Origin of the sequence: Colwellia sp. BRX10-4 (assembly GCF_014077465.1) — a bacterium.
Taxonomy (GTDB): Bacteria; Pseudomonadota; Gammaproteobacteria; order Enterobacterales; family Alteromonadaceae; genus Colwellia_A.
Genome location: NZ_JACGVZ010000012.1, coordinates 30,074 through 46,026 on the forward strand (window position 1 = coordinate 30,074; position 15,953 = coordinate 46,026).

General features: G+C 38.5%; 11 protein-coding genes and 1 pseudogene. 7 read left to right on the forward strand and 5 right to left on the reverse strand.

Going from position 1 to position 15,953, the window contains the following annotated elements; genetic code table 11:
- Positions 1-2: 2 nt before the first annotated feature.
- Together pheT and H4J67_RS11035 are read left to right on the forward strand one after the other, a co-directional pair.
- The gene (gene pheT / locus H4J67_RS11030) at positions 3-2,414 is read left to right on the forward strand and encodes a phenylalanine--tRNA ligase subunit beta (protein ID WP_182203754.1); all 2,412 of its coding nucleotides are present in this window, start codon (positions 3-5) and stop codon (positions 2,412-2,414) included.
- A 3-nt stretch (positions 2,415-2,417) separates the two neighbouring features.
- Positions 2,418-2,708, forward strand: coding sequence for an integration host factor subunit alpha (locus H4J67_RS11035; RefSeq protein ID WP_070373739.1), 291 nt, complete (start codon positions 2,418-2,420; stop codon positions 2,706-2,708).
- 228 nt (positions 2,709-2,936) lie between these two features.
- Here the strand turns inward: H4J67_RS11035 and H4J67_RS11040 are convergent, their stop codons facing one another.
- A complete protein-coding gene (locus H4J67_RS11040) occupies positions 2,937-3,497 on the reverse strand; it encodes a DUF2937 family protein (protein WP_182203756.1) in 561 nt (186 codons plus the stop codon).
- A gap of 194 nt (positions 3,498-3,691) precedes the next feature.
- Between H4J67_RS11040 and H4J67_RS11045 the strand changes: the two genes are divergently transcribed.
- The 5 genes from H4J67_RS11045 (at position 3,692) to H4J67_RS11065 (ending at position 12,295) form a co-directional block, all read left to right on the forward strand.
- Positions 3,692-4,300, forward strand: coding sequence for a hypothetical protein (locus H4J67_RS11045; RefSeq protein WP_182171987.1), 609 nt, complete (start codon positions 3,692-3,694; stop codon positions 4,298-4,300).
- A 170-nt stretch (positions 4,301-4,470) separates the two neighbouring features.
- Complete coding sequence (locus tag H4J67_RS20620) at positions 4,471-8,910, forward strand: thrombospondin type 3 repeat-containing protein (protein WP_182203757.1); 4,440 nt, start codon at positions 4,471-4,473, stop codon at positions 8,908-8,910.
- A 104-nt stretch (positions 8,911-9,014) separates the two neighbouring features.
- Positions 9,015-9,587 (forward strand): tRNA-(ms[2]io[6]A)-hydroxylase, encoded by a 573-nt coding sequence (locus H4J67_RS11055; protein ID WP_070376952.1) that lies wholly within the window; start codon positions 9,015-9,017, stop codon positions 9,585-9,587.
- Between the two features lie 33 nt (positions 9,588-9,620).
- A complete protein-coding gene (locus H4J67_RS11060; RefSeq protein WP_182171982.1) occupies positions 9,621-10,895 on the forward strand; it encodes a hypothetical protein in 1,275 nt (424 codons plus the stop codon).
- 188 nt (positions 10,896-11,083) lie between these two features.
- A complete protein-coding gene (locus tag H4J67_RS11065; protein WP_182171979.1) occupies positions 11,084-12,295 on the forward strand; it encodes an EAL and HDOD domain-containing protein in 1,212 nt (403 codons plus the stop codon).
- A 73-nt stretch (positions 12,296-12,368) separates the two neighbouring features.
- Here H4J67_RS11065 and H4J67_RS20625 read toward each other — a convergent pair whose 3' ends face one another.
- The 4 genes and pseudogenes from H4J67_RS20625 to H4J67_RS11080 form a co-directional block, all read right to left on the reverse strand.
- A complete protein-coding gene (locus H4J67_RS20625) occupies positions 12,369-12,608 on the reverse strand; it encodes a hypothetical protein (protein ID WP_259368575.1) in 240 nt (79 codons plus the stop codon).
- Positions 12,569-13,372, reverse strand: a pseudogene (locus tag H4J67_RS11070) (ATP-dependent 6-phosphofructokinase). Before H4J67_RS11070 ends, H4J67_RS20625 begins: the two are co-directional and overlap by 40 nt.
- Before the next feature lie 187 nt (positions 13,373-13,559).
- The gene (gene pyk / locus H4J67_RS11075; protein ID WP_182171976.1) at positions 13,560-15,011 is read right to left on the reverse strand and encodes a pyruvate kinase; all 1,452 of its coding nucleotides are present in this window, start codon (positions 15,009-15,011) and stop codon (positions 13,560-13,562) included.
- Between the two features lie 73 nt (positions 15,012-15,084).
- The gene (locus tag H4J67_RS11080) at positions 15,085-15,933 is read right to left on the reverse strand and encodes a MurR/RpiR family transcriptional regulator (protein WP_182171973.1); all 849 of its coding nucleotides are present in this window, start codon (positions 15,931-15,933) and stop codon (positions 15,085-15,087) included.
- Positions 15,934-15,953 lie beyond the last annotated feature (20 nt).

Consider the following 15,953-nt stretch of genomic DNA (forward strand, 5'->3'; position numbering starts at 1 on the left):
CAATGAAATTTAGTGAATCTTGGTTACGTGAGTGGGTTAATCCTGCTATTTCATCGAGTGAGTTAGCTCACCAAATAACTATGGCCGGCTTAGAAGTTGACGCTGTAGAACCTGTTGCGGGTGAATTTACTGGTGTATTAATTGGTGAAGTTGTTGAATGTGGGCCTCACCCTGACGCAGACAAATTACAAGTAACAAAAATAAACCTAGGTAGCGAGTTTAATGATGGCGAGTTAGTTGACATCGTTTGTGGCGCTAAAAACTGTCGTTTAGGCCTCAAAGTTGCTGTTGCAACGGTTGGCGCAGTTTTACCGGGTGACTTTAAAATTAAAAAAGCTAAATTGCGTGGCGTGCCTTCTCATGGCATGTTGTGTAGCGAGTCAGAAATTGGCTTGTCTGAAAGTGCTGACGGTATTATGGAACTTGCCTCCGATGCACCAATCGGTATGTGTGTTCGTGAATACTTAGACTTAAATGACGTTACCATCGATGTTGATTTAACGGCTAACCGCGGTGATTGTTTAGGCCTTAAAGGTTTAGCACGCGAAGTCGGGGTGTTAAATAGTGCTAACATTACTGAACCTGAAATTGTTGCTGTTGTTGCAACGATTGATGATGTGCGTGACATTACTTTATCTGCACCACAAGCTTGTCCGCGTTATTTAGGACGAGTGATTAAAAATATAGATGTAACCGCGAAAACACCGTTATGGATGGTAGAAAAATTACGCCGTTGTGGCACTCGCTCAATTGACCCTGTTGTCGATGTAACTAATTACGTGTTGCTTGAGCAAGGGCACCCGATGCACGCTTTTGATTTATCAAAAATCGATGGTGGTATTAATGTTCGTTTTGCTACGTCAGGTGAAAAACTTGTTTTACTTGACGGTAATGAAGTAACGCTTTCGAGCGAAACCTTAGTGATTGCTGATGAAAGTAAAGCCTTAGCGATGGCTGGCATTTTTGGCGGAAAAGAATCGGGTGTTAAATCTGATGAAGAAGAAAAATCAACTGATATTTTCTTAGAAAGTGCTTTCTTTGCTCCTTTGGCTATTTTAGGTAAAGCCCGCCAATATGGTTTACATACTGATTCATCACATCGTTACGAACGTGGTATTGATCCTGAATTGCAGCGTAATGCTATGGAACGTGCAACGACCTTATTATTAGCTATTGTCGGTGGCCAAGCAGGACCTATCGTTGAAGCATTAAGTGATGAAAATCTACCAAAAGAAAAAACAGTAACCTTACGCCGCGAAAAGCTTGATGGACGCATTGGTCATCATATTGAAGATGCTAAAGTGACTGAAATTTTAACGCGTTTAGGTTTCAACATTGCCTTTGTAAATGATATTTGGACCGTAGTGGTACCAGCATATCGTTTTGATATTAAAGTTGAAGTCGACTTAATTGAAGAAGTTGCGCGTATTTTTGGTTACAACAATATTCCGAATGTGTCGCCTAAAGCAACGTTGGCGATGCGCGAACAAAAAGAAAAGTTCATTCCGTTGAAACGTTTACGCAACGTTATGGTTAATCGTGGATATCAAGAAGCAATAACTTATAGTTTTGTTGACCCAAAAGTACAAGCGCTTATTCACCCAGAACAAGCAGTGATGACTTTACCGCATCCTATTTCCAGTGAGATGTCGGTGATGCGTTTAAGTATGTGGACAGGCTTATTGCAATCGGTTATTTACAACCAGAACCGCCAGCAATCTCGCATCCGTTTATTTGAAACAGGTTTACGTTTTGTTCCAGATGAAGCCGCAGAAAACGGTGTTCGACAAGAACAAATGTTTGCAGGTGTTGTGACTGGCCAGCGTAATGAAGAACATTGGGATATGGAAAAGTCTGCAAGTGATTTTTTTGATATTAAATCAGACGTAGAAGCCTTACTGGCTCTTACTGGCGATGCTTCGTTATATCAGTTTTCAAAAGATGAAATAGTCGCACTTCATCCTGGCCAAACCGCCGCAATCCATAAGAATGGTGTGCTAGTGGGGCATGTTGGTACCTTACATCCTGAATTAGAAAGAAAATTAGGACTAAACGGTCGTACATTTATTTTTGAGCTATTATTGTCTGAAATTTCAACACAACAAATCCCTGAAGCTGGTGATATATCTCGCTTTCCTGCCAATAGACGTGACATAGCAGTGATCGTTGAAGAGCAAATTAATGCAAATAATGTCTTACAACTTATTGAAAAGGTTGGCGGAAATTATTTAGTTGATCTAAACTTGTTTGATGTATACCGAGGAAATGGTATTGAAGAAGGGTTTAAGAGCTTAGCGATAGCGATGACTTTACAGGATTGTGATAAAACCCTCGAAGAAAAAGACATTAATGAAGTCGTTGAACGTGTCGTAGACACATTAGAAACTGAGCTAAATGCATCACTGAGGAATTAGGTAATGGCGCTTACTAAAGCAGAAGTAGCAGAACATTTATTCGAGAAAGTTGGGCTGAGCAAACGCGACGCAAAAGATATGGTTGAGGTGTTTTTTGAAGAGATACGCGAAACGTTGGAGAGTGGCGAACAAGTTAAGCTTTCTGGTTTTGGTAACTTCGATCTTCGTGTAAAAAGCGAACGCCCAGGTCGTAACCCTAAAACGGGTGAAGATATTCCAATTTCTGCACGTAAAGTTGTTACTTTCCGTCCTGGACAAAAATTAAAGAGTCGCGTTGAAAACGGTAACGGCTAATTAATTAACGTATAACGTTAGAGCATGCTTTTCTATGTATTCAATAATAGACAAGATGATGTTTATAGAAGGTTGCTACGGCAACCTTTTTTTATGCTCGCGAGATACCAAGGATAGATAAGATAGAGCCAAGTAAGGAAGGCAAGGGTAGTCTTTATTGATATCGTTTAGTTACGGTATCAATGTGTCTCTATGCGTGATGCCAGAGTAGCGCTTAACTATCTTACTTTAGTGTGAACTTTTTTGATGACTTGGAGACATCTTTTTACCTAGTAACTTAAGCAAAGAAACAATTATTTCCTTCGCTATTAAACCAACAATAGCGATGACCGCTCCAGTACTGAGTGCATTTATTTCAAGTGGGATAGTCAGTGAAAAATCAGTTAAGGTATCTTTAATAATGACTTTATCGCCATAAACAATAAAGTTATAAATCCGTTCAATATAAACGTCGTTAGTTATCACACTAAGTTGTGACTGCAAATACTCAACCCGTATGACTAATTGGTCAATAATTTCGGCAGTATTGACTATTGACGGTTCAGAATTAGCTTGATACTTCGTTATCATCGCTGATAAATTACCTTGATAGTGCAGATCTGCAATGTTTTGAAATTCTACTAGGTGCAGTTTTGCTTCAGATAAGTGTCCGGACAGGCGATGTTTATATTGAATGATAAATGCCGGTAATTGCACACCTACTATAAATGTTACAGTGAAGAAACAGCGGTCAATAATATTATTAATCACTCTAAACATAGCTAATTTATCGCTTAAATATATATTCACAAAAAATAACATTAGCATATATTTTAAAATTTTTATGGTTTAAAAATTGCATATTTATAAAATAGATTATGCATTTGATATGAATGCAATAAAGAGTCAAATTTTTGATGGTGGTATCAATAGTGAAAATTAGTATAGATAACAACGATCAAGAAAATTTAATATTGCAACACTCTCATTTAGGAAGAAATATAATGGTTAAAAATTTAAGTAAGCTGCGGAAAACTTTTGCCGTTGGCGGTATTTTTATTGCTTCAAGTCTTTTTTCATACAATGTTAATGCTTTAGAAGTAGCAGGTAACATTCACAAAGGGCAAGACGCTAACAGCCAAGGTTATAGTTTTTCTTTAGCAGACAGCTTTACTAAAGGTGGAAATTTCTATTGGACTGCTTCTTATAATAACTTAGAAAAAGTAAAATATGATTTACCTTTCACCATCACAGACGAACGTTTTTTTAAAATTAATACCATTGATGGGCTTGTTAGTTATCGTCATAAGATACAAAGTTATAATGCTTTTTTTAAAAAACTAACGATTGAATATCAACTGGGCGCTTCACTAGCGCTCACTGAGAATAAACTTACCTATACCGACCCAAACAGTTCAGATACAGTCGAAATATACCCTTCGCAAGAAAATGATATAAACATGGTATTAGGCGTTGTTGCTCATTATAAGTTAAATAAAAATACTGCGTTAAACCTCGGTGTTAAACACCAACCTAATTTTTCTGAATTTGGTGCTATAACATCTGTTTATGTTGGTTTAAGTTATCGTTTTGGACGAGGCTTAGATTATTAAGTTTGATCAATAAATTATTTTTAACCAAAGGCCAACCGTTTTTTTGGTAAAGTTTACAATGTGAAGTACGAGGTTAATAATATTCGCTGCTACATTGGCACTTTTTTAATTTCAAGACGTAATAACTTGCTGTGACAAGTTATAAATATCAGTTATTGGTGGGAATATTTATGCCATTAAAAATTCGTTTAAAAGCTGTTTTACTTATATCAGCGATTATGATCAACTTCTCTGCTCATTCAGCCGTGCAATGTCTTCTGCCTACGCCTCTTCTTGACGCCGACGGCGATGGCTACGATGATACTGTTAATATTGGCGGTGCTTATGACTTATTTCCAAGCGATGCTACAGAATGGTATGACACCGATTTAAATGGTGTCGGTAATAATGATGACCCTGATGATGACGGTGATGGGGTACCTGATGTTTCTGATAACAACCGTGATGGCGATGCCGTTATTGATATCTATGATCCTGCTATCGAAAACGCTTTCGAATGGTTAAATACCGATGGAGATACACTTTGTAATACGGTTGATCTTGATGATGATGGTGATGGGGTTGTTGATGTGGTCGATGTATACCCACTTAACCCTGCAGAGTGGGATGATACCGACAGTGATACCATAGGTAATAACGCTGATACCGATGATGATGGTGACGGTATTATTGACTTATATGATGCATTTCCTCTCAATAATTCAGAACAACTTGATACTGATTTTGATGGCATAGGTAATAATACCGATACCGATGATGACGGCGATGGAATTTTAGATGTCAACGATGCGTTTCCCCTCGATGATTCTGAAACACTTGATACCGATAGCGACGGTATTGGTGATAATGCTGATAACGATAGTGATGGTGACAGTTACGCAAATGCTATTGATGTCTGGCCCAATGACGCGTCAAGATGGTTTGATACCGATGGCGATGGCATCGATAATAATATTGATACCGATGATGACACTCACGATGGTACGGGTGTTGGTGATGGTTTCCTTGATATAAACGATGATTTTCCGCTAAATGCGAGTGAATGGTTAGATACCGACAGTGACGGTGTTGGCGATAATAGTGATACAGATATTGATGGCGATGGCCATTTAAATGTAAACGATGCTTTTCCGCTTGATAGCACTGAATTTATTGATACTGATGGTGACGGTACAGGCAATAATACCGATACAGACGACGATGGTGATGGTGTTTTAGACAGCAGTGACCCTTTTCCGCTTAATGTTAATGAGTCAGTAGATACCGATTTTGATGGTATAGGTAATAACTCTGATGCAGACGATGATAATGATGGCGTTTTAGATGACATTAACGGCAATGGTATTATCGATGGTTTAGATGATGTCTTTCCATTAGACCCTAGCGAATATATTGATACTGACGGTGATGGAATAGGTAATGTTGCTGATACCGATGATGACGGCGACAATGTAGCTGATGGTGTCGATAGATTTCCATTAGATGCAAGTGAGTGGCTTGATACTGATGGTGATGGCGTAGGAAATAATACTGATACAGATGATGATAACGATGGAATATTAGATGTAAATGAAACACTGGCAAACTCACTTTTACCCTTAGCAACCACAGATACCGATGGTGATGGTGTTGCTGATAATACCGATCTTGATGATGACACGCACGATTTTACCGGTGTCGGTGATGGTATTCCTGATGCGATAGATCTTTTTCCTTTTGATGCAACTGAATGGAATGATTTAGATGGCGATTTTATTGGCGATAATAGCGATCCAGATATTGATGGCGATGGTATTGCCAATGCGGTTGATCCCGGACCAACCGATCCGTTAGCAAGAACAGATACGGATGGTGACGGTTTAGCCAATGAAACTAACGATGACGATGACGACAATGATGGTGTTGTAGATAACATCGATTTATTTCCGTTAAATGCGGCTGAAAGCATAGATACTGACGGTGATGGTATCGGTAACAACGCTGATCCAGATGATGATGGTGACGGTTTTGCTGATAATGCTGATGCCTTTCCATTAGATGTGAGCGAATATTTAGATACCGACGGTGATGGCACAGGTAATAATGTTGATATCAATGATGATGGTGATAGTGAACCCGATGCTAACGACCCTTTTCCTTTAGATCCGAACGAGTGGCAAGATACCGATGGAGATCTTGTTGGTAACAATAGTGACAGTGACGATGACAACGATGGTTTAGTTGATAGCCTAGATGCTTTTCCATTAGATGTTAATGAAAGGCTTGATACCGATAATGACGGCATAGGTAATAATGCAGATACCGATGACGATAATGACAGTTATCTTGATAGTAATGATTTATATCCATTAGATGCAAGTGAATGGCAAGACTCAGATGGTGATGGCCTAGGCGATAATGCTGATGCCGATGATGACAACGATAGTATCCTTGATACTGATGATGCTTTTCCGTTTGATCCAGGAGAAATATTTGACACTGATGGCGATGGTATTGGTGATGTACTTGATACTGACGACGATAATGATGGTGTCCTAGATAACGTTGATTTATTTCCCTTTGACCCGAATGAATCACGTGACAGTGATAATGACGGGATTGGAAATAATAGCGATAGTGACGATGATAATGACGGTGTGCTTGATATCGACGATGCTTTCCCACTCGATCCGATAGAAAGTGTGGATACCGATGGTGATGGTATTGGTAACGTAAACGATATAGATGATGATGGTGATGGCGTACTTGATTATATCGATGCACTTCCTTTAAACCCGACAGAATCACTAGATTTTGATGTTGATGGTTTAGGTAATAATGCCGATCCTGATGACGATAATGACGGCATGAGTGATGTCTTTGAGCTTCAATATGGTTTTAACCCATTTAACGATGCTGATGCACTAATTGATACAGATTCAGACGGCACGGTAAATGTTGAGGAAGAGCGTAACAACACCAATCCATTAATTGACGATTATGCGCCAGTGATAACCGTCCCACAAGCAGTTCACCTTGATGCTGATCATACCTTTACTGCGCTAACACAAACACAATTGGTGCAGTTAACCGACGTTTATGTTGAAGATGGTCGTGATGGCGCTAACTGTTGTGCATTAACACCGGTGGGTTTTGAGCGCGGACAAAAATATATTACCTCAGGCTTGTACAATATTATATGGCGAGCGGTTGACGAGGCTGGTAATGTTTCAACTACCCCACAAGTGCTTAATGTTTATCCGTTAGTGAACTTTAGTGCGACGCAAACAATAGGTGAGGGTGCTACGGCTCGGGTTGAAGTTGTCTTATCAGGCAAAGCGCCTGCTTATCCCATTGAATTACCTTTTGCTATTTCTGGTAATGTAGATGCCCTTGATTATAAGATAACAGACAATAAAATTGTTATTACCGAGGGCACGTCAGGCTTTATTGATATCTTGATTAATAAAGACTTTCAAGCAGAAAGTGATGAACAGCTTGTGCTCAGTTTTGGTAATGAAATCAATGCCGGTGTCAATAATAGCCACACCATAGTTATTACTGAAAATAATATAGTACCGACAACACAATTGCGTATGACTCAGCAAAATATAGCGGTTTCTAGTATCAGTAAAGACCAAGGTGAAGTGACCATAGAGCTACAGATAAATGATGATAATCCAAATGATTCACACATTATTAATTGGTTACTGCCTGAGTATATCAATGCCGAAATAAGTGCCAGTCAATTAAAGGTCTATTTGCAACCTGACAACTTTGTTTTACCTGAAGAAATAAGAGGATTAATTACGGTAGAAGTCAGTGTTACTGATAATGGCAGTGGCGAATTGTCACAAACTCATCGCCTTAGTATTCCGGTTAATAGCATTTTAGCTCGACTCGACGGTAGTGATACGGACAGTGATGGTATCGCAGATAATATTGAAGGTTATGCTGATGACGATAACGATGGTGTTCCGGCATTCTTAGATAATAACGATATTGCTTATTTACAGCCATTACATGTTAATGCCGGTCAAACTAAGTTAATGGAAACTGAGCCGGGCTTAAAATTACGCTTGGGTAAATATGCGTTACAGCAGTTTTCAGATGGTGTGCAAATGACACAACAAGAGATGGATGCAACCGGTTTAGTAGCAACGGATACCTATGATCATCGTAGTGATTACTTTGATTTTGAAATTCATCAGGTGACTCCGTTTGGTGCCTCTGCAGCTGTGGTTATTCCGTTAAATGATGGTATTCCACAAAATGCGCTTTACCGGAAATTTAATCCTGACAATGGTTGGCAAAACTTTGTTGAAAACAGTAAAAATACCTTAGCGTCTAGTCCAGCAGATAACGATGTTTGTCCACCACCACAGAGTGCTTTATATCAGACAGGTTTAACTGAGGGGCATCAATGTGTACGTTTACTGATCGAAGATGGCGGTGCAAACGATGCGGATGGTTTGGTTAACGGTATTATCGACGACCCAGGTGGTGTTGCCGTTGTGCCTAATGCTGAAGTTGCCAAGAAAACCGATCCTGAGCAATCAAGTAGTGGCAGTATTTACTGGTTATTATTACTGGTATTAGTGAGCTTACGATTGAAAAAGTTAAGTAAGTAAGTCATAAAGCGACTTTGACAAACAAGTGAACATTTATGTTTGTTCGCCCGCTATTTTCCTATAAAATAGTGGGCAAATTTCCTCTTTCAATAATAAGTAGTTTTATGTTTGAACTTAAATACCATACACCAAAAGAATGGGCGCAAGTTGCTCTTGCTGATTTCAATGCTTTTTTACTTGATCATGCAACCGCAGAAAAAAAAGCGTCAGGTATGGCGATGTCAATGATCTCTCATTATCCCGATAGAAAAAATATGGTTAAAGCTATGGCTGACTTAGCGATAGAAGAGCTCATTCATTTTAAACAAGTGTTAAAATTAATCAATGCGCGTGGCATTCAGCTCGGCGCTGACACCAAAGACCCTTATATTACCCAAATTCGTAAAGCCTTTCGTAATGGTGCAGAAGTATTTTTTATGGACAGATTAATCGTTGCTGGTGTGATTGAGGCACGAGGTTATGAACGTTTTTCGCTTATTGCCCAAGCATTGCCCGAAGGCAAAGACAAAGTCTTATATGACGCGATTGCAAAGTCTGAAGAAAAGCATAAAAATTTGTTTATCGAACTCGCTTATGAATATTTTGATAAAGACGAAGTTAATATACGTTTAGAAGAAGTACTGACATTAGAAGCTGAAATTTGTGCAAAACTTCCCTTTAGAGCGGCTCTGCATTAATTATTTAACGATAAATGGTTAACGGGTAAGCTGATGTCAAAAGTGTTTAACCAATATTTTAGTCGCTATGCTGAAAGTGAAGTTGCGGTACTAGCTCAATATGAATCAGGATTACCTAATGAGTTTACTGTTGACCATGTTGTGGTTATTCCTGCTTATCAAGAAACAAACGCTTTTATTGAGCGTTTTTTAGCTTCACCACTTTCAAAATCTCCAGTACTTATGGTGCTGGTCATTAACGAACCTATTACCGAACTTATCGCCGAGTCTGTTACTATATCGTTACGCGAAGATAATTCAGTGGCTAATTATAACGAGATAAATCAACAAAAAGCACTTTATCAATATGCACTTTCTTGTGGTGATAACTGCTGGAAAAACAATAACCTGACCTTGATTAAGGTAACGCAAAGTCAAACATGGCTGTTAGTGGTTGACCGTTTTACTCATGCTATTGATAAAGATCAAGGCGTAGGGCTGGCACGTAAAATAGGTACTGATCTCAGCGCTTATTTAATTTCAGTAAACCGCATCAGACAAACTTGGATCTGTTCTAGTGATGCAGATGCTTACTTACCCGATGATTATTTTAACGCTTTACATACACGTGATAAAAATACCGTAGTTTGCTGTTTTAACTTTAAGCATAGCAGTGAAGATAAAAGTATTCATCAGGCTAATTTTCTTTATGAAAGCGCTTTACGCTATTATGTTGCGGGCTTACATTATGCCGATTCACCCTATGCCTTTTTTACTATTGGGAGTACTTTAGCGTTTAAAGCGGAAGTCTATGTTCAGGCTCGTGGTTTCCCAAAGCGGAGTGCTGGGGAAGATTTTTATTTAATAAATAAATTGGCTAAGTTAGGCGATGTTGAATTTATTGAAGAGGTAACAGTCACGCTTGAAGCCAGAACGTCTCAACGGGTGCCTTTTGGGACTGGACCTGCTGTGCAAAAAATTCTTGATTTACAAGCAAGTCACCTAGATTATTGTTATTACCATCCTCAAGTATTTACATTGCTCAAAGCTGTATTGTCTGCTTTTGCAAATTTATGGCACCATCGCGGCGATTTAATCGCATGGTTAGAACCGTTATCAGAGCCAATAATAACGGCACTAAATCACATAGGTTTTGCAGCTTTTGTTGAAAAACAAATAAATAATAGTGAAAAGCAGTTTAATAAACAGCTAGTTGTTTGGTTTGATGCATTTAAAACATTGAAATTTATTCATAATATTCGTGAAAATCATTATCAAGATATCCCTTTAGCGCAGGCGTTATTAACCGCGCCATTTAGGATTAAATGAAATAAAGAGCTGAAATTAATCAACTGTATATAGGTTACCGATTTCATTCGCTTATTTGCGTAGCGTATAAATGCTTATAATAATATTGACAATAAAATAACGGCTTAGCGGCTTATTTACTTTACAATTCAAAGAAAAATAGGGTATGTTTAAGTTAATAATAATTAATAAAATTTTAGCTCTAATATATGTATAACACTTATATAGCAAGACAAGCGATACTCGATAGAAACCATGCCACGATTGGTTACGAGCTGCTCTTTAGAGATAGCACAGATAACCAATTTCCTGACATTGATTCAGACGTTGTCAGCTCTAAATTAATTATTCAAAATCACCTACAAGGTGACATTCGCTCCATCAGTATGGGAAAACTTGCTTTTATTAATTTTACTGAAAAATGTCTAATTAATAAATATCCGCTTATGTTCGATAAAAAATCTATTGTTATCGAACTTGTTGGCCATAAAGTACCAACAGAAAGTTTGTTTAAAATCGTTAAGTTTTATTTTGATAAAGGTTATAAAGTTGCGTTAACTGAATATGACCTTGATGAAAAGTGGGATGTTTTATTTCCATATATAGCAATTATTAAGGTTGATACCGATAAAGTTAACCCAAAACGTCTACATAAAGTTATCGAGCGTCTAAAAGATCACAACATTAAACTTGCCGCAGAAAAAGTAGAAACTAACTTTCAATTACAAGCTTTAGCAGAAGTCGGATTTGATTATTATCAAGGGTATTTTTATCACGAGCCTGAGATAGTAGAGGGGCAAACACTTGCGCCAATCAAAACACAAATGTTGCATTTGATCAGTGAAACATTTCACTCACCATTAGATTTTGACAACATTGCCACTATTATCAGTCATGATGTTAACTTAACTGTTGGCTTATTAAAAATGGTTAATAATGTAGCAACATCAACTCGTATTGAAATTACGTCATTAAAACAAGCCGCTGCCTATTTAGGTGAAGATAAACTTAAACAGTTTGTGACTATTCTTGCTTTGTCTAAATTGACAACCGACAAGACCGATGAAATATCTAAGCAGGCACTTATTACTGCAAAATTAATGACGGCATTAGCCAAAGAAGGTGCCTTTAAAGAGATCAGTGATTTTGCTTTTATTACCGGCTTATTAAGTGCTATTGAAATTATTTTGCGTATGCCGATTAACGAAATCGTTAAAACAATGCCACTCGCCATTCCAATTGAAAACGCGCTAGTTGACCACTCAGGTTTACTCGGTGAATTACTTGATTTTGCGATGAAGTACATCACGGGTGATGGTGAAAACATAAAGCAATTAATTGAAATGTATTCTCTTGACGAAGCTTTTATTCAACAAGAGTTTGTTGCTGCTTGTCAATGGTGTAAAGAGCTCGGTATTTAAGTTATTTTAGCTCAGCGACTTGATCTGATACCCCAAAAGCTTATGCCTGTTGCTTAAGCTTTTTTGTAGGCAGTTACTGCGTTGTTAAGGCGAGAATATTTTCTTGTGCTGAAACTAAGCTTTCACTGACTTTTTCTTTATGTTGAACGGCAACGTCTAGGGGAACTGTGAGTAATTGATTATTACGCTCGCCAATCATAACGTTACTCTTTCCTGCTATTAGCGCTTGTACAGCAGCAACCCCCATTTTTGTTGCTAATATTCGGTCTTTAGCTACCGGTGAACCACCTCGTGAATATAGCCAAGTATACACGCAGTACAGTCAATGTTTGAAGTCTGTTTTAATTGCTTAGCGAGCTTTACTGCGCCACTGGGCCATAAGTTCTCGGCAATAACTATAATATAACTGGCATGCCTATTGTGCTGTGCTTGTTTGATTTCTTGAGCTAAATGGCTGAGCTTTTCTTGCTCGTCGGCTTGAGAGAAATTCTCAAAAGACAATATTTGCTCAGCTGCACTGGCGATACCGACATTAAAAGTGATGTGTACACTTCGCCTACCCATGACTTCAACAATAAAAATGCGCTCAAAAGCTTCTGCCGTGTCACGTATTTTATCTATCGCTTCAATACCGGTATTGACTGCAGTAGAAAAGCCTATGGTGAAATCTGTACCATCAATATCATTATCTATGGTCCCTGGAATACCTATAATAGTTCCTGGCCAATGTTTATTTAACGCCAGTAAACCGTTAAAAGAGCCATCGCCGCCAATAACAATTAAGGCGTCTATTTTTTCTTTTTTAAGGGTTGCTGCGGCTGATTCTAAGCTTTACTCAGTAAGCATGGCAGGGCAGCGAGCACTTTTTAAAATAGTGCCTCCTCGGTGGATGATGCCATTAACACTTGCAGGTTTTAGCAATGTTGAACTCGCTTCAATTAAACCGTTATAGCCAGAAAAAAAACCAACCGTGGGTAATGCATAGTGATGCGCAGCAATTACAACTGCACGTATCGCGGCATTCATGCCGGGGGCATCGCCACCACTGGTTAATAGCACAATCTTTTTTATCATCATAATCGTTTTTAACCTTATCTAGTAAAATCTATTTTAAGGAAGTTTTTTGCATCCGTCATTATTTACCTTGATTATATTTTGCACATAAAAAAAGGTAGCTATTGAGCTACCCTTTTAGATCTAAACATTTTGCCCGTCAGCTTAAAGTAACCGCTGAAGCTTTACCTTAATGGGTCATAGCAATTAATTAGCTGAGATGTTTTTTTGTTACGGTTAATACTTTCATTGTATTCGTTGCGCCAACCGTTTCCATCATATCACCGTGGGTGAATATCACTATGTCGTCAACTTTTAAGTCTGCTTTAGTTAAGACCTTATTGAGTACCGCATTAGATAACTCTTCATCAGGAAAATGTGTAGAGTCAAATTCAACAGGATAAACACCACGGTAAATAGCGGTTTTATTTAATGTTTTCTGATGACGAGATAAAGAATAAATAGGTAAACCTGAAGTAATACGCGACATGATTTTGCTGGTATGTCCAGACTCAGTCAATGATATAATCGCTTTAACACCCACTAGGTGATTAGCTGAATACATGGCTGACATTGCGATAGTTTCTGAAATCTCAGAAAATGTGAGCTCATTACGGTGGTTTGAAATATTTACTGAACGATGCTCTTCAGCGCCAATACATACTGATGCCATCGCTTTTACTGTTTCTACCGGGTATTTCCCTGCAGCAGTTTCAGCACTGAGCATGACTGCATCAGTACCATCAAGCACAGCATTTGCAACATCCATAACTTCAGCACGGGTTGGCATAGGGTTTTCAATCATGGTCTCCATCATTTGTGTTGCTGTAATAACAACACGGTTTAACTGACGACTACGAGCGATTATATGTTTTTGCTTACCCACTAATGCAGCATCGCCAATTTCAACACCTAAATCACCACGAGCAACCATGACAACGTCTGAGGCTAGAATAATCTCATCAAGCACTTTATCATCATTTACTGCTTCTGCGCGTTCAATTTTAGACACTAAGCGTGCATCACAACCGGCTTCTTGCGCTAATAAACGTGCTTCACGCATATCTGCAGCATCACGAGGAAAAGAGACCGCTAAGAAGTCGACATTAATTTTTGCCGCTAATTTAATATCTTCTTTATCTTTAGCTGTCAGTGCTGGCGCTGTTAAGCCACCGCCTTGACGATTAATACCTTTATTGTTTGATAAGGGTCCACCCACCGTTACTTCGGTGAAAACTGATTGCCCTTGTGTACTTAAAACTTTTAATTGCACACGGCCATCGTCAAGTAAAAGAATATCGCCAGGGACGACATCTTGTGGTAATTTCTTGTAATCGATACCCACTTTTTCTTGGCAGCCTTCACCTTTTGGCAATTCTGCGTCAAGTTCAAATTTATCACCAATGGCTAATTTAATTGGACCATTTTTAAAGGTTGATACGCGTATCTTAGGGCCTTGTAAATCACCTAAAATACCAACATATATACCCAGTTCTTTAGCTATTTCGCGAACATTGTTGGCACGGTCAATATGATCTTGTGGAATACCATGAGAGAAGTTTAAACGAACCACATTTACACCAGCGGCTAATACTTCTTTTAATACGGCTCTGTCGTCAGTGGCTGGCCCTAAGGTCGCTACAATTTTAGTTCTTCTAGGCATCTTAATCCTTATTATAATATTGTTTAATTTTGACGATAAACAAATCAGTGTTAGTCGCCATCGATAATGCTGGTTAGTCTTTGCGCTCAAAACGAGAGCTACGTAAACTGTCTTTAACTTTCTTTAAGTTCTCTCTAAATTTTGTACCGCGCCTTAAGGTAAAGCCTGTTGCTAATACATCAATCAGTGCAAGTTGAGCGATACGTGATGACATAGGCATATATAAATCGGTGTCTTCAGCAACATCAACAGATAAAACGATATTACATTCTTTTGCCAGAGGACTACCCGCCGTTGTAATACCGATAACGATGGCATCATTTTCTTTTGCTAAACTGGCGACCTCAACCAATGACTTGGTTCGTCCCGTATGAGAAATTACAACAACAACATCACCTTGGCGACTATTTATAGCACTCATACGTTGCATTAATATGTCATCGAAATAAACTACTGGCACATTAAAGCGAAAGAATTTATTTAAAGCATCATGAGCAACAACAGCGGAAGCGCCCAAGCCAAAAAATGAAATTTTGTTCGCTTGGGTTAACACATCAACAGATCGGTTGATCACATTTGCATCTAAACTTTTACGGGCTAATTCAAGATTTGCCATGGTTGATTCAAAAATTTTATCTGTATATTCATCAGCCGTATCGTTTTCATCAACATGCCTGTTAACATAAGGGGTACCATTGGCTAAACTTTGCGCTAAATGAAGTTTAAAGTCGGGATAACCTTTAGTATCTAAACGACGACAAAACCTATTAACAGTAGGCTCACTGATATTTGCTTGTTTAGCTAAAGCAGCGATACTGGCATGAATAACGGTACCTGGAGAAGACAATATTACCTCTGCCACCTTACGTTCAGATTTACTGAAAGTATCTAATTCTTCGGCGATCTTTTCTAATATATTCATGTCGGTCAATCCTACTTTTT